Genomic DNA, 19,726 nt, shown 5'->3' with positions numbered 1-19,726 from the left:
TGCACCGACGAGGTGATCGAAGATGGTTGCATCCCCGACCTATCCGGTCCAGCTCATCCAGCCCGACGGCCGGCGCGTCCACAGCCCCGAATACTCCGCGTTGGTCGCCGACGTCGATGCCGGACGCCTGCGCGAGATGTATCGCGATCTCGTCGTCGTCCGCCGACTCGACACCGAAGCCACCGCCCTCCAGCGACAGGGCGAGCTCGGTCTCTGGGCCCCGCTGACCGGCCAAGAGGCCGCCCAAGTGGGATCCGCCCATGCGCTGCGGCCCGACGACTACATTTTCACCAGCTACCGTGAGCACGGAGTCGCCTGGTGTCGCGGAGTCGACCCCGCCGACATGACCCGGATGTGGCGCGGCTGCGCCCACTCCGGCTGGGATCCGGCGACCGTGAACATGACGAATCCGGCCATCGTGGTCGGCTCGCAGGGCTTGCACGCCACCGGCTATGCGATGGGTGCAAAACTCGACGGTGCCGACATCGCCACCGTTGCGTACTTCGGCGACGGCGCCACCAGCCAAGGCGACGTCTCCGAGGCATTGGGCTTCGCGGTGAGCTGGGGGGTCGGCGTCGTATTCTTCTGCCAGAACAACCACTGGGCGATCAGCGCCCCCACCCACGTCCAGACACCGGTTCCGCTCGCGCAACGCGCCGCCGGATTCGGGATGCCTGCGGTGCAGGTCGACGGCAACGATGTGCTCGCGGTCCTCGCAGTCACCCGGCGTGCGGCGCGACACGCACGTGACGGCGCCGGACCGTTCTTCGTCGAGGCCCTGACCTACCGGATGGGCCCGCACACCACCTCGGACGACCCCACGCGCTACCGCACCGACGCCGACCTCGACGAATGGCGGGTTCGCGACCCGATCGAACGGGTTCGAAAATTGCTCGAACGCGAGGGCCTCGCCGACGACGCGTTCCTCGCCGACGTGAAGGACGCCTCCGACACCGCTGCAACACGCCTGCGCAACGGCACTCTCGCCCTGCCCGACCCGGAACCGCTGAGCATGTTCGACCACGTGTACACCACCGAACATCCCCTGATCGCACGCGAACGCGCCGACTACGCCGGCTACCTCGCGAGCTTCGATACGCCGAAGTTCGATATCCCGGAGGAGGCTGCACGATGACCACCACGACGATGACGCTCGGCGCAGCGCTCAATGCCGGTCTGCGACGGGCCCTCGAACACGATCGCAAGGTCGTGATCATGGGCGAGGACGTAGGCAAGCTCGGCGGTGTCTTCCGCATCACCGACACACTGCAGAAGGATTTCGGGGACGGCCGGGTGATCGATACCCCACTGGCCGAGTCCGGAATCGTCGGTACCGCGTTCGGGATGGCACTGCGCGGCTACCGGCCGGTGTGTGAAATCCAGTTCGACGGGTTCGTCTACCCCGCGTTCGACCAGATCGTTTCGCAGGTCGCGAAGATCCACTACCGGACGGCGGGTGCCGTCCGAGCCCCTCTGACGATCCGCATCCCGTATGGCGGGGGTATCGGCGCGGTCGAGCACCATTCGGAATCGCCCGAGGTGTATTTCGCGCACACCGCGGGCCTGCGGGTGGTCTCCCCCAGCAACCCCGCCGACGCGTTCGCGATGATCCAGCAGTCCATCGCCCTCGACGACCCGGTGATCTTCCTCGAACCGAAGCACCGCTACTGGGAACGCGGCTCCGTCGACGTCGACGCGCAGCCGGACCTGCCGCTCGATCGGGCCCGCATCGTCCGCCCCGGGACCGATGCCACCGTCGTAACCTTCGGCGCACTCGTGACGACGGCCCTTCACTCCGCGGATATCGCTGAAGGCGAGGGACATTCGATCGAGGTTATCGACCTGCGGTCGCTGTCCCCGATCGATTTCGACACGATCGAGGAATCGGTGCGCCGCACGGGCCGGCTCGTCGTCGTGCAGGAGGCGCCCGTGTTCTGCGGGGTGGGAGCCGAGATCGCGGCGCATATCAGTGAACGTTGTTTCTATCAGCTGGAGGCTCCGGTACTCCGGGTGGGCGGATTCGACATTCCGTATCCCCCTGCAAAGCTCGAGTCCCACCATCGCCCCGACCCCGACCGGATACTCGACGCCGTCGACCGCAGCCTCGCGGCGTGACCAGTGGAGGACCGATGGTCGACACCGTCAAGGAATTTCGGTTGCCCGATCTGGGTGAGGGCCTGACCGACGCGGATCTTGTCGCGTGGAAGATTCAGGTAGGCGATCACCTCGAGCTCAACCAGGTGATCGCCGAGGTGGAGACGGCGAAGGCTGCGGTGGAGTTGCCGTCGCCGTACGCCGGCACCGTCGCCGAACTGCTCGCCGCCCCCGGCGACACCGTGCCGGTGGGTGCGCCGTTGCTGCGGATCACGGTGTCCGGGAGCGGTGGCTCCGAGGCCGACACCTCCGCCGCGAAGCCAGAGCTGCAGGAGACCGAGCAGCGACCGCAGGTTCTCGTCGGTTACGGCCCCGGTGACGCCCCTGTCAGCAGACGGACTTCCCGGAAGGCCATGTCCCAGAACGATTCCGATGAATCGACGAGCACCAGCGGTACTGTCGCGCTTCGGCCCGATGCGAAGCCCGGCGCCCGACGGGAGGCGAAGGCCCTCGGCGTCGACCTCGCTACCGTCGAGGGCACGGGCCCCGGTGGGGTGATCACCCGCGCCGATGTGCGGCGCCGCGCCGACCGGGATCTTCCGCAGGCACCCGGTACCGAGGACGAGACGCGCGTGCCCATCCGCGGGATACGCAAGCGCAGCGCCGCGGCCGTCGCACGCAGTGCCTTCACTGCTCCCCATGCGACGGTGTTCCTGACGTGCGATGCCACGAACACTGTCGAACTGGTGACGCGGCTGCGGTCGTCACCTCCGTTCGACGGCACGCACCTGACATCGTTGCCGATCGTCGCGACCGCACTGATGCGTGCCATCGCCGACGAGCCGTCGCTGAATTCGTCGTGGGACGAGGAAGCCCAGGAGATCGTCGTTCACCGCCGTGTGCATCTGGGCGTCGCGACTGCCACCGACGAAGGCCTGAAGGTACCGGTGGTTCGCGATGCGCACGCGATGCGTCTACCCGAGTTGGCCGACGCGATCGCTTCGGCCTCGGGCGGCGCGCGCTCGGGCGAAGCCTCGCCGGCCGATCTGACGGGGTCGACGATCTCGATCACCAACGTGGGCGTGTTCGGGATCGACGCGGGCACTCCCATCCTCAATCCCGGGGAGGCCGCGATCCTGGCAGTCGGAGCGATCACCGACCGACCCTGGGTGGTCGACGGTGCTCTTTCGGTGCGGAAGGTCGTGACGTTGTCGCTAGCGTTCGATCACCGGCTGGTCGACGGTGAACAGGCCGGGCGTGCGCTTGCCGCGGTGGGCGCCATCCTGAGGGATCCGGTACCGACTCTCATCGCGATACCCTGACAGCCCGCCTCACAGAATCCCGCTAGCGTGGGGCCACGTGATCGATGCTGTTCTTACACGCGCCCGCGCCGCCGTGTTCACCGTCTTCGGTGTCAACGGCTTCCTCCTCGCGATGTGGGTCGTCCATATCCCGGTGGTTCAGCAGCGAGTAGGTGTCGGTCACGCCGCGCTGGGAACCCTGCTGCTTGCCCTCGCGGTCGGCGCCCTGATGGGTATGCAGGCGACCGGGTACCTCGCCGACCGGTTCGGCAGCAATCGCACCACCGTGGTGTTCGCGGCAATTCTCGCTGTCGCGGTGATCGGACCCGGTCTCGCCACCGCGCCGTGGCAGCTCGCCGTCGCCCTGGTCGTCTTCGGTTTCGCGAACGGTGCGCTCGATGTGTCGATGAACTCTCAGGCAGTACTCGTGGAGAGGCGTTACCACCGCCCGATCATGGCCGCGTTCCACGGGTTGTTCTCGATGGGCGGGATCGCCGGGTCGCTAGTGGGTGCCGCGACACTCGCTGCGGGAATCGACCCACCCGTGACGTTGGCGGCGGCCGGAGCAGCCGGTCTCGCCGCGATACTGTGGGCGGCCCCTCATCTCGTGCGAAGTGAGCCGACGCCGCACGCACCCGCGGAGAGCCGCGCGGGTGGCTACTCGATGCGGGTGATCTTGCTCGGCGGCGTCGCATTCGGGCTGATGCTCAGCGAAGGCGTCGCCAACGACTGGAGTGCGCTCCAGGTCAAGGAGCATCTGGGCGCCTCGGATTCCGTGGCGGCGCTGGCGTTCGGTGCGTTCTCCGCGACGATGACGCTGGGCCGTTTCGTCGCCGACCGGGTGAGCGCGCGGATCGGCGGTGTCGCCGTGGTCCGGTACGGCACTCTCGTGGCTGCAGCGGGCATGGCTCTGGTGATGACGTCGCCGTGGGTGCCGCTGACCCTCTCCGGGTGGGCGTTGTTCGGGCTCGGCCTGTCAGGGGCCGTCCCTCAGATCTTCACCGCCGCGGGCAACATCGCGACCGGCACCCCGGGCAAGAACATGTCGCGGGTCGTCGGTCTGGGCTACATCGGGTTCCTTGCCGGACCGGCGGCGATCGGCTGGAGCTCCGAGGTGTCGTCGTTGACGGCGGCGATGGTGGTGCCGTTGGTGTGTGTCCTCGTCGCAGCGGCGCTCGCCCCGGCCCTCAAATGAGAAGTGTGGATCCGAGCCCGTTTCCGGGCTCGGATCCACACTTCAGGGTGAGCGACTAGAGAGCCTTCAGCTCTTCCGTGACCTCACCGACCATCTTCTTCGCGTCACCGAACAGCATCGACGTCTGATCGAGCGTGAACAACGGGTTCTCGATACCGGCATAACCGGAGGACATCGACCGCTTCATCACGATTACCGACCTCGACTGATCCACATTCAAGATCGGCATACCGTAGATCGGAGACGACGAATCCTGCCGCGCCGCAGGGTTGGTCACATCGTTCGCACCGATGACGATGGTGACATCGGTACGACCGAACTCGCCGTTGATGTCGTCCATCTCCTTCATCGCGTCGTACTCGACATCGGCCTCGGCCAACAGCACATTCATATGACCGGGCATCCGACCGGCGACCGGGTGGATCGCGTACTTGACCTCGACACCACGCTCCTCGAGCAGCGCCGCCATCTCCTTGACCGCGTGCTGCGCCTGCGCGACCGCCAGACCGTACCCGGGCACCACGATGACCTGATTGGCATACGCCATCTGGATCGCGGCATCGGAAGCCGAGGTCGCCTTCACCGTGCCACCACCGGGGCCCGCCGCAGCGCCACCCTCGTCGCCGCCACCGAACGCACCGAACACGATCGCCGGGATCGAACGGTTCATGGCCTTGGCCATCAGGTTGGTCAAGATCGTGCCGGACGCGCCGACGATCATGCCTGCAACGATCATCGCCTGATTGTTCAGCGCCAAGCCGGCCGCAGCAGCGGACAGACCCGTCAGGGCGTTGAGCAGCGAGATCACCACCGGCATGTCGGCGCCACCGATCGGCAGCACCACGAACAGACCCATCAGGCCCGCGATGACCAGCAGCAGCACGATCCACCATGACGCGAGCGGCTCACCGTCGGCGCTGATACCGATGTACACGGCGACCGCAATGGACGCGATCACGAGCACGATGTTGGCGAGCTGGAACAGCTTCGCGGCGGAGACCAGCTTCTTCTCGAGGTTCTTGTTCAGCAGCTCCTGCAGTTTGGCGAACGCGACGAGCGAGCCCCAGAAGGAGATCGAGCCGATGATCGCAGCGAACAGCGATCCGACGATCATGGTGACGGTCGGAACGTCGTCGAGGGTGGTGAAGCTCGAGGACTCGAGGTACTCGGCCCACGCGATCAGCGCGACGGTGCCACCGCCGACGCCGTTGAACAGCGCGACCAGCTGCGGCATCGCCGTCATCTTGGTCTTCAAGGCCGGCGGCACACCGAGGATGACACCGACGGCCAGACCGCCGATGATCAGCCCCCAGTTCTCGGTCTCACGGATGTCGATGAGCACCGCGACGACCGCGACACCCATACCGACTGCGGCGATGTAGTTGCCGCGCACTGCGGTCTTCGGTCCGGTCAGGCCCGACAGACCGTAGATGAACATCGCGAACGCGACGATGTACAGGACTGAAACGAGGTAACTCATCAGGCGTCAGCCCCCTTCTCGGCAGCCTTCGGGGCCTCCTTGCGCTGCTTGAACATCCCCAGCATGCGGTCGGTGACGACGAAGCCGCCGACCACGTTCAGGGTGCCGAAGACAAGAGCGACGAACAGAATGATCTTGATTCCCCAGTGGGCGTCGCCGGGCAGATGCCCGAGGACCACCAGGGCGCCGAGCACGACGATGCCGTGAATGGCGTTGGTACCGGACATCAGCGGCGTGTGCAGCGTGTTCGGAACCTTGGAGATGACGGCGAATCCGACGAATCCGGCAAGGACCAGAATCGCGATGTTCGCGAGCAGTTCGTTGTACATCTAGACGTTCTCCTTCGACCGCGTCACGCATGCACCCGAAAGGATCTCGTCCGAGAAGTCGGGGGCGAGCGCGCCGCTCTCGTCGAGCAACAGCTCGATCAGCGCGGACACGTTCTTCGAATAGAGCTCGGACGCGTGCTCGGGCATTGTCGCGGGCAGGTTCAACGGCGAGCAGATCGTTACATCGTGCTTGACGACCGTCTGTCCGGGCTCGGTGAGCTCACAGTTGCCACCGGTTTCACCGGCGAGGTCCACGATGACCGAACCGGGCTTCATGCCCTCGACGGCAGCGGCGGTCACCAGACGCGGCGCCGGACGACCCGGCACCAGAGCGGTGGTGATGACGACGTCGAAGCCCTTGATGGCATTCTCGAGCGCCTGCTGCTGCTGGGCGCGTTCCTCGTCGGTGAGCTCACGGGCGTATCCGCCCTCGCCTGCGGCATCGATACCGAGATCGAGCCACTGCGCACCCACCGAGCGCACCTGATCGGCAACCTCGGGACGCACGTCGTACCCGGTGGTGCGACCACCGAGACGCTTGGCGGTGGCCAGAGCCTGCAGGCCCGCGACACCCACACCGAGCACCAGCACGGTCGCCGGCTTCACGGTGCCTGCCGCGGTGGTCAGCATCGGGAAGAAACGCGTCGATTCCGACGCGGCGACGAGCACCGACTTGTAGCCGGACACGTTGCCCTGCGACGACAGCGCGTCCATCACCTGGGCACGCGAGATACGCGGGATCGCCTCGACGGCATACGCCTCGACCCCCGCGGAGGTCAGTGCACCGATCTGATTCTCTGCATTGCGCGGAGCAAGGAAGCCGATCAGCTTCTGCCCCGACTTCAACCGGGCTACCTCGGCGTCCGACGGCGGTGCGACCTTGACGACGATGTCGGCCGACCACGCGTCACCGATCGTGGCGCCCGCTTCCTTGTATGCACCGTCCGGGATCAGTGCGTTCTGCCCGGCGCCGGGCTCGACTATGACGTCGAAGCCCTTCGAAACGAGTGAGGGCACAACTTTCGGCACCAGCGCGACCCGCCGCTCGCCGTCGTTCGTCTCACGAACGACACCGACGGCCGGGCGGCGGCGGTCCCCGCTCTCCGTGTTCGATCCTTCGCTACTCAATATTCTCTAACTCCTGCGTCGAATGAAATTGCCGCGCGCGGCGCCGCGATCGGCGGCGAATGGCGTGTCTGTCGGCCATGTAACGGCCTTACACGTGTGTTGTAAGCCTTGCCAGACCTACCGCGCCCACACGCGAGCCGCAAGCGGCCCGGACTGTCTGAATCGAGTCCGAACAGTAAGAAAATGCAAGAATGTGAGGCACCTCACTTCACAGGCGCACCTTCGCATCTGTGAGAAGTCGACTTCGGGAGGTACACATGTCGCGACGTGAAGTCAGTGTCGAGCGGGTCTACGACCACCCTGGCGCCGAGGATTCTGTGCGTGTCCTCGTGGACCGGTTGTGGCCCCGAGGACTTCGCAAGGATGCTTTCCATTACGACGACTGGGCGAAGGAACTTGCACCATCGACGGATCTGCGGAAGTGGTACTCGCACGACACAGCGTTGTTCGCAGAGTTCCGCGATCGGTACATCGACGAGTTGACGTCGCCCGGCGGTCGCGCCGCGATCGAGCGGCTCGACAAGCTTGCCGACGGACGCCCCCTCGTACTTCTCACCGCAACCCGCGACGTCGAGCACAGCGGCGCGGAGGTTCTTGCCGAGCATCTGCGCGAGGAGTAATACGAAGCGAATGAGCGATGATTTCGGCGGCGACCCGGTGTGCTGGCTCAACCGCGTCTGCCCGGAATGCGGTCTGTTCCTCGACGACCTCGATGCGCCGTGCCCGCGCTGTGGACACGAGTGGGACAACTCCCCCACGACTTGATCTCAGTCCCTACGATCTGACGGCATGGCCGTTCCCACTGCGATCTACGACCTCGCATCTCCGGCTCGGCGCATCGCCGTGCTCACCGGCGCCGGCATGTCCGCCGAGAGCGGAGTACCGACTTTCCGTGATGCGCAGACCGGATTGTGGGAGAAGTTCGATCCCGCGGCGCTCGCAACACCCGAAGCATGGAACGACGACCCTTCACTTGTGTGGGCGTGGTACCAGTGGCGCGTCGGATCGGTGCGGCGAGTGCAGCCGAACGCCGGCCACCTCGCGCTGTCCGACTGGGGACGCACGACGGATCTGCAGATCACGACGCAGAACGTCGACGATCTGCACGAGCGGGCAGGCAGCGCGGTGCTCGCACACCTGCACGGCAGTCTGTTCGAGCCGCGCTGCGCCGACTGCGGCAGCGCAGCCGAGGTCCCCGATCCGCCTGCGACTGCCGTCGAACGACTCGAGCCGCCGGTGTGCGCGGACTGCAGCGGACTGGTCCGTCCCGGGGTCGTGTGGTTCGGGGAAATGTTGCCCGATCGTCCGTGGCACGCCGCCACAGCATCGCTACGTGAGGCGGATCTGCTGCTCGTCGTCGGCACTTCCGGAGTCGTGTATCCCGCAGCGGGCCTGCCTTCACTTGCACGAGACCACGGTGTTCCGGTCATCGAGATCAACCCGGAGGACACCGACCTGTCGGATCAGGCCGACCACGTGTGGCGCACGACCTCCGCGGTAGGGCTGCCGGAACTGGTGTCGGCGATACAGTGAGCAGGTGGACTCCTGCGTGTTCTGCGACATAGCCGGAGGTGCCGCGCCGGCCGCACTCGTCTACCAGGACGACCACGTGGTCGCGTTCCTCGACATCCGGCCCCTGGCGCGCGGGCATCTGCTGGTGGTGCCGCGCGCCCATTCGGACCGGCTCGAAGACCTCGACCCCGTGCACGCGGCGTCGATGTTCCAGGCAGGCCAGCGCATGGCCCGCGCACTGTCTCGATCCGACCTCGCCACCGACGGCGCCAACCTGGTGGTCAACGACGGTCGCGCCGCATTCCAGACCGTTTTCCACATGCACCTGCACGTCATTCCCCGATGGAACGGCGACCGCTTCCGTCTGGGTGTCGGCGTCCTCCGCCGCAAACACCGCCACCCTGAATCCACCGCTGCGGCCATCCGCGTCGGCCTCGACCGTCTTTCGAAAGAGGAGAATCTGTGACCACCTCGTCCGGCAGTTCCGAAACCAGCGAATTTTCCATCGACGTCATCCGGCCGTTACTCCTCGAGCAGTTCGAGGTTCTCGACACTGTGCTCTCCGACATCGACGGGGATGCGTGGTTCACGCCCACCGAGCTGCCCGGATGGACGGTCAAGGACATCGCCGCGCACCTGATCGGAACCGAATCTCTGCTCGCCGGGGTCGCAGCACCTCATGTCGACATCGACGTGCACACACTGGCCCATGTCCGCAACGAAATCGCGGCGTTCAACGAGCTGTGGGTCGAGCATCTTCGCCGTGTCCCGGGACCAGAGGTACTCGCCCGCTACCGCGACATCGTCGCGCAGCGACGCGAGAGTCTGAATGCGATGACCCAGAACGACTTCGACGCCCCGGCCGACACTCCGGTCGGTCCGGCAACCTATGGCCGGTTCATGCGCATCAGGGTTTTCGACTGCTGGCTCCACGAACTGGACATTCACGACGCGCTGGGTACCGTCGGAAGCGAAGGCGGTGCCCGAGCGCAACTCGGGTCCGCCGAGATCTTCGGTGCGGTGCCGTTCGTCGTGGGCAAACGTGGCAAAGCTCCCGAAGGTTCGCGGATCACGATCGAGCTCACGGGGCCCCTCGCCCGCACGATCCATCTGGAGGTGGCAGGACGTGCGAATGCCGTTACGTCGTTGTCGGGACCCGCGACGAGCACGATCACGATGGAATCTGCGTTGTTCGTGCGGCTCGCAGGTGGGCGTGTCAGCGGCGTCGACAAACTCGGTGAGGTGGTTCTCGGCGGAGACACCGAGGTGGGACGCCGTATCGTCGAGAATCTCGCGTTCACGATCTGACCGATGCGCCTGTTCCTGTCCTCCTACCGGTTCGGGTCCGATCCTGCGCGTCTACTGGAGGTGACGCGCGGGCCCGGACCCATCGCCGTCATCGCCAATGCCGGTGACGCATGGCACGCTCGCGCGCGAGGGTCAAGCGTGACCAGCGAGTTCGGTCCTCTGCGGGGCCTCGGATACGAGCCGGAGGAGGTCGATCTCCGCGATCATCTTGCGGATCCGGGTGGGCTCCGGGCGCGGCTGGCCGCCTTCTCTTCGGTGTGGGTGCGCGGAGGTAACACCTTTGTACTGCGCGCCCAGCTCGCCCGCAGTGGCGGCGACGCGGTACTCACCGACCTGGTCGGATCCGGCGCCCTCGCGTACGCGGGCTACAGCGCCGGGGCGTGCATCGCGACTCCCACGCTGAGGGGGCTCGAGTTCTCGGACGATCCCGCAGAGGTCATCGAGATCGGGGCAGGGCCGGTGCTGTGGGACGGGCTCGGCTGGATCGATCACTCGATTGTCCCCCATGCGGGAGATTCGGTGCTGGGCGACGACGGCGTGGGCCGCACTCTGGAATATCTTCGCCGCGAGTCCATCCCATTCGTGGCGCTGCGCGACGACGACGCGCTGGTGTTCGAGACCGACGACCCGACCCGGATGTAAAGTCGTGAGCATGTCGAACAACACTGAGACCGCCATCCGCATCGAACACCTGCCCGAACAGTCGCGGTTCGCACTGTTCATCGGTGACGATCTCGCAGCCTACGCCGACTACAGCGAGGCCGGCGGACTACGCGACTTCGATCACACGGTCACCGAAGCGGACTTCCGTGGCCGCGGGCTCGCCGGACAGGTCGTGCAATACGCCCTCGACACGACCCGCCAGCAAGGTTTGAAGATCGGCACATCCTGCTCGTACGTCGAGAAGTTCGTCTCCGAGCATCCCGAGTACCGGAACTGACGCCACCTTCGTCACACCGTAATATCGCGGCGGCGGAAGCCCACGACTGCCGCCGCGACCAACACCACCGCAGCTGCGCCGAGCATGAGCATCGGTGCAACACTCGCACTTTCGTAGGGTACGAGCGGTATATGCGAGAACGGCGAGAGGTCGCGCAGCCACTGCGACAGATTCAGCAGTTCACCGAACCACGCTACGAACACCGCATAGATGACGAGGACCCAGGCCAGGTTTGCCAGTCTCGGGACGAGGCCGACCAGCGCTAGCGACACCGCGAAGACGAACAACACCGCGGGCGCGTACGCCAGTGCAGCACCACACATCCGGATGATCCAGTCGGCCTCACCGGTCGCGATGGACATACCCAGACCCGTGGCAGCGCCCGTGACGACCGATGCGACGACCACCTGCGCCACGATGACCGCGACGATCCACAGGAACGATCGCGTACGCGGTGTCCCGGTGACGATCACCAGTCCGATCCGGCCGGCATCCTCGTCTGCGTGGATACGCATGACCGCTGAGACAGCGAACGCCGCGATCCCCACGACGAGGAACAGCAGCATCGTCGCACCGAACGAGGCGGTGAGCGATTGTGTGTCGCCACCGAGGAATTCGCCGATGTCGGGGACGCTGTCGACCATGTTCTGGATCGAATCTGCGAGGGTGCCCATCGCCAGTCCGAGGAGTGCAAGGGCTGCCGTCCACGCCACGAACGTCCCGCGCAGCAGCCGCCACGCCGGTCCGGGCGGAGTGAGCAGCGACGCTGAGGCTTCGGCCGGACCCGGCTTCGGAGCACGCAGCCCGGCGCCGATGTCCCGGCGCCGCGAGAGCGCAACAGCGAGTACCAGCAGCGCACCGATCGTCACCATCGACAGCAGCAGCGGCCACCACCGCTCGTCGACGTAGAGGCGGGTCTGCTGCGCCCACGCGATCGGCGACAACCATGACAGCCATGACCCTGTGGGTTCGAGAATGTCGCCGAAGCCGCGTACGAGGAAGGCGACCGCGAGGACCGCGAGCGCAGTGCCCGACGCTGTCCGCGAATGCTCACTGAACTGCGCCGTCACAGCAGCCACCGCGCCGAACAGCAGGCCCGTGACAGCGGTGGCCACACCGAACAGCAACGATCCCGCGACAGGGAGGCCTCCCGCAAGCAGCGCGAGAGTGACACCGGCACCGACGATCGAGTCTGCGACAGCGACGGCGAGCAGAGCCGCTGCGGGGGGTGCGAACGGGCCCACCGGGAGCGCACGGAGCAGTTCGAGTCGCCCGGCTTCCTCTTCGGCACGCGTGTGCCGCACCACGAGCAGAATGTTCATGATTGCGACGGCAACGATGAGCGTCAAGCTCAGTTCGTTGGCGGTCATCGCGCCCAGAGTGTAGTTGTCGGCACCGTACGCCGGACCGGTCATCAGCACCGCGGCGGGATTTTCGAGCAGCGCCGCGCGGGCCTGCCTGGCCGCCTCGTCCGGATACGCCGCGATGAGACTTTCGACGGTCACATACACGGTGAATGCGAGTGCGAGCGTCCACACCGCGATGCGTACACGATCCAGCCGGAGGTAGAGCCGGAGCAGGTCGCCGATTCCACTGAATCGGTGCGCACTTCGGGCATCGATGTCGGCACCGGAAGCGAGTACGGCGGTCATCGGGTCGTCACCTCCTCTTCCTCGGGCGCATCTGTGGGGGTATCGCCGTAATGACGCAGGAAGAGTTCCTCGAGTGACGGCGGGGTGATCGTCAGATTCGCGATGTCGAGTTCTGCGAGTGCGCGCAGTACGGGGGTGACCGCAGCATTGTCGACGTCGAAGGCGAGATGACCGTCGTCGTAGGTCAGGTCGTGCACGCCGGTGAGCGATGCGAACCCACCCGGGAGCGTCGGCACGGTGGCTCGCACCGCGGATCGGGTCAGGTGCCGCAACTGCGCGAGAGTCCCTGTCTCCACGTCTTTTCCGGAGCGGATGATCGTCACGGTGTCGCAGAGTTTCTCGACCTCGGCGAGAATGTGACTCGACAGCAGCACCGTTCGTCCGGCGTCACGCAATGCGCGCACCTCGTCGGTGAACACGGCCTCCATCAGTGGGTCGAGTCCGGACGTGGGCTCGTCGAACAGGTACAGTTCGACGTCCGACGCCAACGCTGCGACGAGTGCGACCTTCTGCCGGTTACCTTTCGAATAGGTGCGAGCCTTCTTGGTGGGGTCGAGTTCGAATCGCTCGAGAAGTTCGGCTCGGCGGGAAGGACTGTCACTGCCACGGATACGAGTCAGCAGATCGATGATCTCGCCGCCGGTGAGCGCAGGCCACAAATTGGTGTCACCCGGAACATACGCGATGCGACGGTGGATCTCGACCGCATCGGTCCACGGATCGAGCCCGAGGACACGTGCCGAACCGGAGTCGGCACGCAGCATGCCGAGGAGCACGCGGATCGCCGTTGACTTTCCGGCACCATTGGGGCCGAGAAACCCTGCCACTGTTGCAGTTCCGACTTCGATCGAGAAGCCGTCGAGGGCACGGGTGGTGCCGAACGTCTTGACGAGGTCGACGGTTTCGATGGCCGGTGTATCCATGATGCAACCTCCGTGATCGGTTACGAGAGAGCCGCCTCGCGAGCGGCCAGATACGCGGTGAGCATGCTCGAGTCGGTAAGGAGCGGTTCGGTGTAGAGCTCGAGCAACGGGAGCAGGAGACGGTCGGTGTAGGAACTGAGCCAAGCGGGCAGCGTGTCGAGGTCGAGGGGCTCGTTCGGCCCGGGGACATGCAGCAGGAGCGCGCCGGTACTCAATTCGACCAGAGCCCGCGCCCGTGCCTCAGGGTTGCGACTGCGACTCACGACGCCGGACTCGGTGCCTTTCGCGAGGTAATCCTCGGTGGTGGCCACCAGATGATCGAGGAACTCTTCAGAGGCGGGGCCGCGGGCCTGGAGACTCCGGATCAGGTAGCCGATGAGCGGGGCGTAGCTCCCGATGTTCTCGAGCTGAGCGAGCATTGCCGCGACGCCGCTGCCCGGCTCGAGGACCGAGGACTTGAGCTCTCGGATGCTGCCCAGGACGTACGCGTCGCAGTGCTCGCGCAGACCGGCTCGGGAACCGAAGTGGTGCACGATGAGCGAGGCGCTCACGCCGCATTCCGAGGCAATGGCCCGAAGTGAGACGTTCACCCCATCTCGAGCAACGCAACAGATCGCCGCGTCGCGGATGCGAGCGCGTGTGGTGAGGTCGGAAACGCCCTCGGTTGAACGCATGTTCCAAGGGTTGCACACGCGTTCAACGACGTCAAGACTGCGCCCCCGACCCGGTTCAGGAGAAACCCATCACCTGCGCGCCCCACACCTCACGCATTGCGCCCTCCGGATCCGCGACCACTGTGTCCCGTGCATCGATGAGTAGGGTGGCCCGCTCGCGCGGCTCGTACTGCGGCCAGTGCTTCGACGCGTCCAGCGCGGCAGGAACCGCGTGCTTCGCGAACGCCAACCATCGCCGCTGAATCCTGCCCGACACCTCGATCGCACTCCTACGCCCACCGAGCCAGAAACTCGGATCTCGACCGAGCGTGCCGAAATTACCGAATACGTAGGGTAATTCGGTTGCATGCCCGGCGCCGATCCGCGCCGCCTTGAGCATCGGCGTCGCGTGGTCGAAGCGGTACACCCACGTCTGGGAATGCTCGGAGTGCGCTTCCGCCACCCACAACACCGGCATCCGGAACCCGGCGTCGCGCGACAAGGCCATCGCCCCGCTCGGCTTCGACAGATCGGGATACGCTGCGGCGATTTCGGCGAGCCGTTCGGGCTCGAGATCGGGGCGGTCCTTCGCAAGCGCCTCCAGCATGGCGCGCACGGACGAATCGTCGACCGGCATCAACGGCGACTTCATGAAACGGAAAATCGACGGCTCGTCCTTGTTCGAACCGATGATGAGCGGCACCCGGTGCGACAGGCCTTTCTGGAATGCCGCGACCGGGTACTTGGGCACGAGGTCGCGATCGACCACCGGCGTCATGGCCAATGTGCCCGGAACTTTCGTGGGGATCTCCCCGACCACCGTTTCGGCCGCCTCGACGAGCTGCTCGAAAGGCATCTGCCGGAGACGCCCCACCCGAGCCGGAGACACCTCGAGGATCCCGAGGAACCGCTCGGCGACCACCGCGGCACGCTCACGACCGTATACCGACGTCGCCGGCGGCGACTGCGCGATCGCCCGATGAAACAGCCCCTCCGCACGAGGCACCGTCATCAGCGTCGTGACGGAGCCCCCACCGGACGATTCGCCGAACAGGGTGACATTATCCGGGTCGCCTCCGAAGTCCGCGATGCAGTCGCGGACCCATTCGAGCGCCGAAATTTGATCTCGCAGACCTAGATTCGACTCATATGTGTCGCCGGCGGACGAGAACGACGACAGATCGAGGAATCCGAGGGCACCCAGGCGATAGTTGAGGGTGACCACCACGACGTTCCCCGCTTCACAGAGCGCACGTCCGTCGTAGATCTTCTGACCCGAGTAGCCGATGACATACGCACCACCGTGGATCCACACCATCACCGGGCGCTTCTCGCCGTCCGGTTCGGGCGCCCAGATGTTGAGAGAGAGGCAGTCCTCCCCGATCGACATCTCGGACGAGATTCCGATCGGGCTGTTCGGGCTCTGTGGAGCGATCGGACCATACCGCTCGCAGTCGAGCACGCCCGACCACGGCCGGGGGCTCTCCGGCGAGCGGAATCTCATGTAGCCGCCGGTCGGGGCCGCGAACGGGATCCCTTTCCACGAGTACACCGCGCCGTCGCGATACCCGCGGGCGTCACCGTACTTGCATCCGACAACGAGCGTCTCGGCGTCCACATGACCTCCCGGTGAGCTTCTCGCATCCCAACGTACCCATCAGCAGCCGCGCCCACGGCCCGCCCGGGGTGCTATCGTCGCCTCCGACCGACACGGGGTGCTTCGCGACAGCGGGGCTGAGATCACACCCGTCGAACCTGATCAGGTAATGCTGACGAAGGGATGATTCGGGATGACTGTGCCTGCGCACGATTCACCGACCGACCGTTTCACCGATGTCCTGTGGGACCGCACGAAGGTTCTGCGCGACTCCATCGACGACCTCGAGTTCCTGCGCCGCCTGGGCGACGGCACACTGCCACTCGAATCGTTCCGCTTCTACATCGAGCAGGATGGGCTCTACCTGGCCGGATACGCCAAAGCCCTCGCGCTGCTTGCGTCCAAGGCGCCCGACCCGGTCACCGGCGCATTCTGGGCGACGAGCTCCGCGACGGCGGCCACCGAAGAGTCCTCGCTGCACCAGCGCCTTCTCCACGGTGGGGTACTCCCCGCCAACGACGCTCCTGTCGCCCACTCCCCCGCTTGCCTCGGCTACGTCTCGTACCTGACTGCCACGGTGGCGACCGAGCCGTACCCGGTGGGTGCCGCCGCAGTGCTGCCGTGCTTCTGGATCTACGCCGAAGTGTGCCGCGATCTGGCGTCTCGCGCGGCCGACGTGCTCGCCGCCGATCCGGCCCATCCCTACGCACAATGGGTGGCTGCCTACGACGACCAGGACTTCCAGGATTCGGTCGCGGGTGCACGTGCACTGGTCGATGCCGCCGGAGCCGCGGCGACCGAGACCGAACGAGACGCGATGATCGATGCCTTCATCTTCGCGACCCGCTACGAGCTCATGTTCTGGGACACCGCCCTGAACACGCATCCGTGGCCTGCGTCGTGACGCTCCGGCACCGGATCACCGCCCTCACCATCGCTGTCTGGACCCTGTGCACTGCCACTGCGTGCGCCAGCGGCGGTTCCGACGACACGATCCGGTTCGCACTCGACTGGACTCCCAACACCAACCACACCGGTCTGTACGTAGCGTTGCAGGAAGGATTGTTCGACGACGCCGGGCTCGACGTCGAGATCCTTCCTTACAACGATGCGTCACCCGACACTCTCGTCGACGCGGGCAATGCGGAATTCGGGATCTCGACGCAAGGAATGGCGACGTTCGCACGCGCCGCAGGAGCGCATACCGTTTCGGTCCTCGCCCCGTTACAACATTGGGCGACAGGTATTGCGGTCAAGTCCGACCGCGGCGATCTCACACGGCCGGCAGACCTCGACGGCCGAATCTACGCAGGTTTCGCCGATCCAGGTGTCTCGGAGACATTGGCGCAGGTCATCCGCAACGATGGCGGGCGAGGCGAGTTCGACGAGGTCGTTCTCGGAACGTCGGCGTACGAGGCCGTCTATTCGGGCACCGCGGACTTCACCGTCTCGTATCTGGCGTGGGAGGGACTCGAAGCGGAGCATCGTGGATTGCCGATGCGCTATTTCGACTACACCGACTACGGATTCCCCGATCAGTACGCGATCGTCGTCAACGGCAACGAGGACTGGCTCGCCGAGAACCCCGATCGTGGTCGCGCGTTCGTGCAGGCACTGCAGCGTGGCTACGAGATCGCTGCCGACGATCCCGATCGAGGCGCGCGTGCGCTGCTCGACGCCAACCCGGGTGTGTTCTCGAACGAAGAACTCGTCTTCGAGAGTCAGCGGATGCTCTCAGCCGACTTCATGCGCGACGACCAGGGACGCGTCGGGACTCTCGACACGAGCAGGTGGACCGGGTACTCCCGGTTCCTCTATGAACAGGGCCTTCTCACCGGCCCCGACGGCGCGCCCTTGACCGCCGAACCCGACTGGTCGACCTACCTCACCGATGACTACCAAACGCCCTGAGCCCGCAGGGACCGATATCCGGGTCACGACGGACCCGGCCGGGACGCTCCGACACCGCATCGATCGTGTACTTCCTGCAATGGTCGTCGCGGTGGTGCTCGTCGCGACGTGGCAGCTGTACGTGATGATCAGCGGAATCCGCCCGCAGGTGCTGCCGTCTCCCGCGCGCGTGCTGCAGCAGGGGTGGGCACATCGCACCGCTATTGCCGAGCACGCCGCTGCGACACTGCAGGTCACGATCGTCGGTTTCGTGGTGTCGTTGACCGTGGCGTGGATACTGGCGATCGCGGTCGATTTCTCGCCGTTCCTACGGCGAGCATTCGTGCCGCTGTTCGTCGCCTCGCAGACACTGCCGATCATCGCGATCGCCCCGCTCATGATCATCTGGTTCGGCTTCGGTCTCCTGCCGAAGATTCTGGTGATCGCCCTGGCCACATTCTTTCCGATGGCGATCGGCTTGATCGAGGGATTTGCCGCGACGGACCGCGAGGCCGGGGCACTTCTGCGCAGCATGGGAGCCACTCGGTGGCAGGAGTTCCGGTATGTGCGTCTTCCCTCGGCGCTGCCTCGGTTCTTCACCTCGCTGCGCATCGGCATCACCTACGCCGTGGTGGGTGCGGTGTTCGCGGAGTACGTCGGCGCCACATCGGGGCTCGGCATCTACATGGCCATCCAGAAGAATTCGTTCCGTACCGATCTGGTGCTCGCTGCGGTACTGGTCACCGCGACAGTGTCATTGGTGTTGTACCTGCTCACGTATGTGGCACAGCGCCTGATCGCACCGTGGGCCCTCGGCACAGAGAATCGAACAACCGGGAGCCACGCATGAGTGCCGTCACCCTTTCCGGCGTCCACCGGTCGTTCGACGGCAACCACGTGCTCGACGGCATCGGGTTCGACGTGTCCCCAGGGGAATTCGTCTCGGTCATCGGTCCGAGCGGGTCAGGGAAGTCCACGCTGTTCGGCCTGATCGCGGGACTCGACACGCCCGACGAAGGGATCGTCACGGTCGGCGGCGCTCCGGCGTCCCCGGGACGCGCTGCGCTGATGCCCCAGAAGGATCTCCTGTTCCCCTGGCGCACAGTCCTCGACAACTGCGCGCTCGCCCTCGAAGTGCAGGGCGTACCACGTCGGGAGGCACGCGCGCGGGCGCGCGCACTGTTCCCCACGTTCGGACTCGCCGGGTTCGAGGAGGCTCGTCCGTCGCAACTGTCCGGCGGGATGCGTCAGCGTGCAGCATTGGCGCGAACCGTGATCCAGCAACGCGAGATTCTGCTGCTCGACGAACCGTTCGGCGCTCTCGACTCCCTCACCCGCACCGACATGCAGTTGTGGCTGCAGGCGGTGTGGCTGCGCGACCGCTGGACCGTCCTGATGATCACGCACGACGTACGTGAGGCCGTCCTGCTGTCCGACCGGGTACTGGTCCTGTCGCCGCGACCTGCACGGATCCTGCACGAAGTCCGGGTCGGGCTACCGCGACCACGGTCGTTGGAGTTGCTGACCGACCCTGAATTCGTGGCAGTCGAACGTGAACTCGTGTCGGTCCTGCACGCAAGGTCCGACATGCTTTGAGCGCTGGCGCTATTCGGAGAACCCGCAATATCGAATCGGTAACAGGATGCCGCCCCACCTGCACCGGGCGTGCCACGTCGTATCTATCGGATTACGAGGCCCACCGGCACCACATGTCGGGCGTAGCT

General features: G+C 65.8%; 22 protein-coding genes and 1 riboswitch. Of the genes, 15 read left to right on the top strand and 7 right to left on the bottom strand.

Features of this window, described 5'->3' with window-relative positions:
* The first annotated feature begins 22 nt into the window (after nucleotides 1-22).
* From pdhA to ACSYG9_RS19590, 4 genes are read left to right on the top strand one after another with little or no spacing between them, the layout of a single operon-like run.
* Nucleotides 23-1,135 (top strand): pyruvate dehydrogenase (acetyl-transferring) E1 component subunit alpha, encoded by a 1,113-nt coding sequence (pdhA, locus tag ACSYG9_RS19605; protein ID WP_440124084.1) that lies wholly within the window; start codon nucleotides 23-25, stop codon nucleotides 1,133-1,135.
* Entirely contained in the window at nucleotides 1,132-2,115 is a 984-nt protein-coding gene (locus ACSYG9_RS19600; protein WP_440124083.1) for a transketolase C-terminal domain-containing protein, read from the top strand. Before pdhA ends, ACSYG9_RS19600 begins: the two co-directional genes overlap by 4 nt.
* A 14-nt stretch (nucleotides 2,116-2,129) precedes the next feature.
* Nucleotides 2,130-3,416 (top strand): 2-oxo acid dehydrogenase subunit E2, encoded by a 1,287-nt coding sequence (locus ACSYG9_RS19595; protein ID WP_440127727.1) that lies wholly within the window; start codon nucleotides 2,130-2,132, stop codon nucleotides 3,414-3,416.
* A gap of 40 nt (nucleotides 3,417-3,456) precedes the next feature.
* Complete coding sequence (locus ACSYG9_RS19590; protein WP_454843006.1) at nucleotides 3,457-4,590, top strand: MFS transporter; 1,134 nt, start codon at nucleotides 3,457-3,459, stop codon at nucleotides 4,588-4,590.
* 55 nt (nucleotides 4,591-4,645) lie between these two features.
* On the opposite strand, the gene ACSYG9_RS19585 is transcribed toward ACSYG9_RS19590, so the two are convergent.
* From ACSYG9_RS19585 to ACSYG9_RS19575, 3 genes are read right to left on the bottom strand one after another with little or no spacing between them, the layout of a single operon-like run.
* Nucleotides 4,646-6,070, bottom strand: a complete 1,425-nt coding sequence (locus tag ACSYG9_RS19585; RefSeq protein WP_440124082.1) for an NAD(P)(+) transhydrogenase (Re/Si-specific) subunit beta — start codon at nucleotides 6,068-6,070, stop codon at nucleotides 4,646-4,648.
* A complete protein-coding gene (locus ACSYG9_RS19580) occupies nucleotides 6,070-6,399 on the bottom strand; it encodes an NAD(P) transhydrogenase subunit alpha (RefSeq protein ID WP_378491393.1) in 330 nt (109 codons plus the stop codon). The genes ACSYG9_RS19585 and ACSYG9_RS19580 overlap by 1 nt, the downstream gene beginning before the upstream one ends.
* Nucleotides 6,400-7,527, bottom strand: coding sequence for a Re/Si-specific NAD(P)(+) transhydrogenase subunit alpha (locus tag ACSYG9_RS19575; RefSeq protein ID WP_454839636.1), 1,128 nt, complete (start codon nucleotides 7,525-7,527; stop codon nucleotides 6,400-6,402).
* Between the two features lie 257 nt (nucleotides 7,528-7,784).
* Between ACSYG9_RS19575 and ACSYG9_RS19570 the strand changes: the two genes are divergently transcribed.
* From ACSYG9_RS19570 to ACSYG9_RS19540, 7 genes are read left to right on the top strand one after another with little or no spacing between them, the layout of a single operon-like run.
* Nucleotides 7,785-8,147, top strand: a complete 363-nt coding sequence (locus ACSYG9_RS19570; protein WP_440124080.1) for a DUF488 domain-containing protein — start codon at nucleotides 7,785-7,787, stop codon at nucleotides 8,145-8,147.
* A 10-nt stretch (nucleotides 8,148-8,157) separates the two neighbouring features.
* The gene (locus ACSYG9_RS19565) at nucleotides 8,158-8,292 is read left to right on the top strand and encodes a hypothetical protein (protein ID WP_440124079.1); all 135 of its coding nucleotides are present in this window, start codon (nucleotides 8,158-8,160) and stop codon (nucleotides 8,290-8,292) included.
* A gap of 24 nt (nucleotides 8,293-8,316) precedes the next feature.
* Complete coding sequence (locus tag ACSYG9_RS19560) at nucleotides 8,317-9,060, top strand: NAD-dependent protein deacylase (protein WP_440124078.1); 744 nt, start codon at nucleotides 8,317-8,319, stop codon at nucleotides 9,058-9,060.
* 4 nt (nucleotides 9,061-9,064) lie between these two features.
* Nucleotides 9,065-9,505 carry an HIT domain-containing protein gene (locus ACSYG9_RS19555; protein WP_440124077.1) on the top strand — a complete coding sequence of 147 codons (441 nt, stop codon included), beginning with the start codon at nucleotides 9,065-9,067 and terminating at the stop codon, nucleotides 9,503-9,505.
* Between the two features lie 38 nt (nucleotides 9,506-9,543).
* Complete coding sequence (locus ACSYG9_RS19550) at nucleotides 9,544-10,347, top strand: maleylpyruvate isomerase family mycothiol-dependent enzyme (RefSeq protein ID WP_440127725.1); 804 nt, start codon at nucleotides 9,544-9,546, stop codon at nucleotides 10,345-10,347.
* 3 nt (nucleotides 10,348-10,350) lie between these two features.
* Entirely contained in the window at nucleotides 10,351-10,989 is a 639-nt protein-coding gene (locus tag ACSYG9_RS19545; RefSeq protein ID WP_440124076.1) for a Type 1 glutamine amidotransferase-like domain-containing protein, read from the top strand.
* Nucleotides 10,990-10,999: 10 nt separating this feature from the next.
* Nucleotides 11,000-11,287 carry an N-acetyltransferase gene (locus tag ACSYG9_RS19540; protein ID WP_440124075.1) on the top strand — a complete coding sequence of 96 codons (288 nt, stop codon included), beginning with the start codon at nucleotides 11,000-11,002 and terminating at the stop codon, nucleotides 11,285-11,287.
* An 11-nt stretch (nucleotides 11,288-11,298) separates the two neighbouring features.
* Here ACSYG9_RS19540 and ACSYG9_RS19535 read toward each other — a convergent pair whose 3' ends face one another.
* From ACSYG9_RS19535 to ACSYG9_RS19520, 4 genes are read right to left on the bottom strand one after another with little or no spacing between them, the layout of a single operon-like run.
* Complete coding sequence (locus ACSYG9_RS19535; RefSeq protein WP_440124074.1) at nucleotides 11,299-12,939, bottom strand: ABC transporter permease; 1,641 nt, start codon at nucleotides 12,937-12,939, stop codon at nucleotides 11,299-11,301.
* On the bottom strand, nucleotides 12,936-13,862 hold the full coding sequence (locus ACSYG9_RS19530) for an ATP-binding cassette domain-containing protein (RefSeq protein WP_440124073.1): 927 nt from the start codon (nucleotides 13,860-13,862) through the stop codon (nucleotides 12,936-12,938). Before ACSYG9_RS19530 ends, ACSYG9_RS19535 begins: the two co-directional genes overlap by 4 nt.
* 20 nt (nucleotides 13,863-13,882) lie before the next feature.
* Entirely contained in the window at nucleotides 13,883-14,536 is a 654-nt protein-coding gene (locus tag ACSYG9_RS19525) for a TetR family transcriptional regulator (RefSeq protein ID WP_440124072.1), read from the bottom strand.
* A 55-nt stretch (nucleotides 14,537-14,591) separates the two neighbouring features.
* A complete protein-coding gene (locus tag ACSYG9_RS19520; protein ID WP_454839634.1) occupies nucleotides 14,592-16,133 on the bottom strand; it encodes a carboxylesterase/lipase family protein in 1,542 nt (513 codons plus the stop codon).
* 83 nt (nucleotides 16,134-16,216) lie between these two features.
* A riboswitch (TPP riboswitch) is annotated at nucleotides 16,217-16,313 on the top strand.
* On the opposite strand from ACSYG9_RS19520, the gene ACSYG9_RS19515 reads away from it, so the two are divergent.
* The 4 genes from ACSYG9_RS19515 to ACSYG9_RS19500 all read left to right on the top strand — a co-directional run bounded on the left by ACSYG9_RS19515 (nucleotide 16,306) and on the right by ACSYG9_RS19500 (nucleotide 19,598).
* A complete protein-coding gene (locus tag ACSYG9_RS19515) occupies nucleotides 16,306-17,016 on the top strand; it encodes a TenA family protein (protein ID WP_440124070.1) in 711 nt (236 codons plus the stop codon). (Overlaps the previous riboswitch by 8 nt.)
* 29 nt (nucleotides 17,017-17,045) lie before the next feature.
* Complete coding sequence (locus ACSYG9_RS19510; protein ID WP_454843005.1) at nucleotides 17,046-18,023, top strand: ABC transporter substrate-binding protein; 978 nt, start codon at nucleotides 17,046-17,048, stop codon at nucleotides 18,021-18,023.
* A gap of 79 nt (nucleotides 18,024-18,102) precedes the next feature.
* A complete protein-coding gene (locus ACSYG9_RS19505; protein ID WP_454843004.1) occupies nucleotides 18,103-18,852 on the top strand; it encodes an ABC transporter permease in 750 nt (249 codons plus the stop codon).
* Entirely contained in the window at nucleotides 18,849-19,598 is a 750-nt protein-coding gene (locus ACSYG9_RS19500; protein WP_454839632.1) for an ABC transporter ATP-binding protein, read from the top strand. The genes ACSYG9_RS19505 and ACSYG9_RS19500 overlap by 4 nt, the downstream gene beginning before the upstream one ends.
* The last annotated feature ends 128 nt before the right edge of the window (nucleotides 19,599-19,726 follow it).

This window comes from Rhodococcus sp. SJ-2, assembly GCF_053750035.1.
This window is presented reverse-complemented; position numbering and strand designations above follow the sequence as displayed.

Bases quoted from the DNA above. Each gene is read 5' to 3' on its own strand.
- pdhA (WP_440124084.1), top strand. From the start codon at position 23: ATGGTTGCATCCCCGACCTATCCGGTCCAGCTCATCCAGCCCGACGGC.
- ACSYG9_RS19600 (WP_440124083.1), top strand. From the start codon at position 1,132: ATGACCACCACGACGATGACGCTCGGCGCAGCGCTCAATGCCGGTCTG.
- ACSYG9_RS19595 (WP_440127727.1), top strand. From the start codon at position 2,130: ATGGTCGACACCGTCAAGGAATTTCGGTTGCCCGATCTGGGTGAGGGC.
- ACSYG9_RS19585 (WP_440124082.1), bottom strand. From the start codon at position 6,070: ATGAGTTACCTCGTTTCAGTCCTGTACATCGTCGCGTTCGCGATGTTC.
- ACSYG9_RS19580 (WP_378491393.1), bottom strand. From the start codon at position 6,399: ATGTACAACGAACTGCTCGCGAACATCGCGATTCTGGTCCTTGCCGGA.
- ACSYG9_RS19570 (WP_440124080.1), top strand. From the start codon at position 7,785: ATGTCGCGACGTGAAGTCAGTGTCGAGCGGGTCTACGACCACCCTGGC.
- ACSYG9_RS19565 (WP_440124079.1), top strand. From the start codon at position 8,158: ATGAGCGATGATTTCGGCGGCGACCCGGTGTGCTGGCTCAACCGCGTC.
- ACSYG9_RS19560 (WP_440124078.1), top strand. From the start codon at position 8,317: ATGGCCGTTCCCACTGCGATCTACGACCTCGCATCTCCGGCTCGGCGC.
- ACSYG9_RS19545 (WP_440124076.1), top strand. From the start codon at position 10,351: ATGCGCCTGTTCCTGTCCTCCTACCGGTTCGGGTCCGATCCTGCGCGT.
- ACSYG9_RS19540 (WP_440124075.1), top strand. From the start codon at position 11,000: ATGTCGAACAACACTGAGACCGCCATCCGCATCGAACACCTGCCCGAA.
- ACSYG9_RS19535 (WP_440124074.1), bottom strand. From the start codon at position 12,939: ATGACCGCCGTACTCGCTTCCGGTGCCGACATCGATGCCCGAAGTGCG.
- ACSYG9_RS19530 (WP_440124073.1), bottom strand. From the start codon at position 13,862: ATGGATACACCGGCCATCGAAACCGTCGACCTCGTCAAGACGTTCGGC.
- ACSYG9_RS19525 (WP_440124072.1), bottom strand. From the start codon at position 14,536: ATGCGTTCAACCGAGGGCGTTTCCGACCTCACCACACGCGCTCGCATC.
- ACSYG9_RS19515 (WP_440124070.1), top strand. From the start codon at position 16,306: ATGACTGTGCCTGCGCACGATTCACCGACCGACCGTTTCACCGATGTC.
- ACSYG9_RS19505 (WP_454843004.1), top strand. From the start codon at position 18,103: ATGGTCGTCGCGGTGGTGCTCGTCGCGACGTGGCAGCTGTACGTGATG.
- ACSYG9_RS19500 (WP_454839632.1), top strand. From the start codon at position 18,849: ATGAGTGCCGTCACCCTTTCCGGCGTCCACCGGTCGTTCGACGGCAAC.